This window comes from Tamlana crocina, from assembly GCF_012037625.1.
In genome coordinates, this window is the sequence record NZ_JAAVJS010000044.1 from 1 (window position 1) to 1,245 (window position 1,245).

The window sequence follows — 1,245 nt, forward strand, 5'->3', positions numbered from 1 at the left end:
GACATTTTTTTTAAGACCTATGCCACATTTTTAAATTGATAAAATTCTTGCTCTACTTCGCTAGGGGTCTTGTATCCCAAATACGAGTGTAATCGTTTCCTGTTGTACCATATTTCTATGTACTCAAAAACGGCCGTCTTGGCCTGTTCTATAGTTTTAAAATCACCATCATAAATAAGTTCAACCTTTAATGTTTTAAAGAAGGATTCAGCAACTGAATTATCCCAACAATTTCCCTTTCTGCTCATGGATTGGGTCACCAACGGGTTGGGTTTGATAAATGCCCTAAATGTTTTTGAGGCGTACTGTATCCCTCGGTCTGAATGAAAGATTAAACCGTTGCTTATATTTCGTTTGCCAGTGGCCATTTTCCATGCCGGCACAACAGTTTGGGCCGTATGCAGGCTCGTGCTCAATGACCAACCTATTACCTGTCTGTCGAACAGGTCAATAATAGTGGTCAGGTACAACCAACCTTGGTTGGTCTAGATGTATGTAATGTCGCTGACCCAAGCTTCATTCAACCTACTGGGATTAAAGTTTCTGTTCAGCAGGTTTCTGCAAACAGGATAACTGTGGTTGGAATCTGTGGTGGCCTTAAACTTCCTTTTGTGTTTGCTCACCCAATTGTTCGCCCTCATAATTTTAGCCACTCTGCACCTGGATATACGGTGGCCTTTGCGCTTTAGTTGCTCTGCTATTCTTGTTGAGCCATAACGCCGTTGGCTCAGGTAAAATTCCTTTTTTATCAAATCCGTAAACAGGCTATGTTCCAGTGCCCGTTTTGACGGGCCGGCAGTGTACCACCTATAGAAACTGCTCCTGCTTACCTTAAAAACCTTGCACATCCTCTCAATCGGATATAAATGTTTATAGCTGGCTATAAATCCATAGATTTCCCATCGCTCTTGGAGAAGATGTGCACGGCCTTTTTTAATATTTCAAGTTCAAGCTCCTTTTCTTTAAGGGCTTTGCGCAGTCTTTTAAGCTCCAAGGCATCATCGGGTATTGGTTTTTCTGGCTTAGGGGATGTGGTTGTTTTGGCTGCCCTGCGCCATTTGTAGATCCTTTGGACCTCTATGCCCATTTCGTCCGCTAACTCTTTTATGTTCTCTCGCTGGTAGCTTAAGCGAACCGCCTGTTCCTTTAATTCGGGGCTGTAATATCGTTTTTTCATGTTTCTAAGATATTTGTTTTGTAACAAACGGTCTTAAATTTTATGTCCGAGTAAAGGTAGCAACTCCA

General features: G+C 42.1%; 2 protein-coding genes and 1 pseudogene. All 3 read right to left on the bottom strand.

Annotated features, from left to right (window positions below; translation table 11 throughout):
* Positions 1–17 precede the first annotated feature (17 nt).
* Positions 18–473 (bottom strand): annotated as a pseudogene (locus HC176_RS20385) (IS3 family transposase); the annotation flags it as partial.
* Between the two features lie 12 nt (positions 474–485).
* Entirely contained in the window at positions 486–848 is a 363-nt protein-coding gene (locus tag HC176_RS20390; RefSeq protein WP_425338208.1) for an IS3 family transposase, read from the bottom strand.
* A gap of 32 nt (positions 849–880) precedes the next feature.
* A complete protein-coding gene (locus HC176_RS20395; protein WP_425338209.1) occupies positions 881–1,177 on the bottom strand; it encodes a transposase in 297 nt (98 codons plus the stop codon).
* Between the last annotated feature and the right edge of the window lie 68 nt (positions 1,178–1,245).

Coding starts and splice junctions, on each gene's coding strand:
- HC176_RS20390 (WP_425338208.1), bottom strand. CDS start 848: ATGTGCAAGGTTTTTAAGGTAAGCAGGAGCAGTTTCTATAGGTGGTAC.
- HC176_RS20395 (WP_425338209.1), bottom strand. CDS start 1,177: ATGAAAAAACGATATTACAGCCCCGAATTAAAGGAACAGGCGGTTCGC.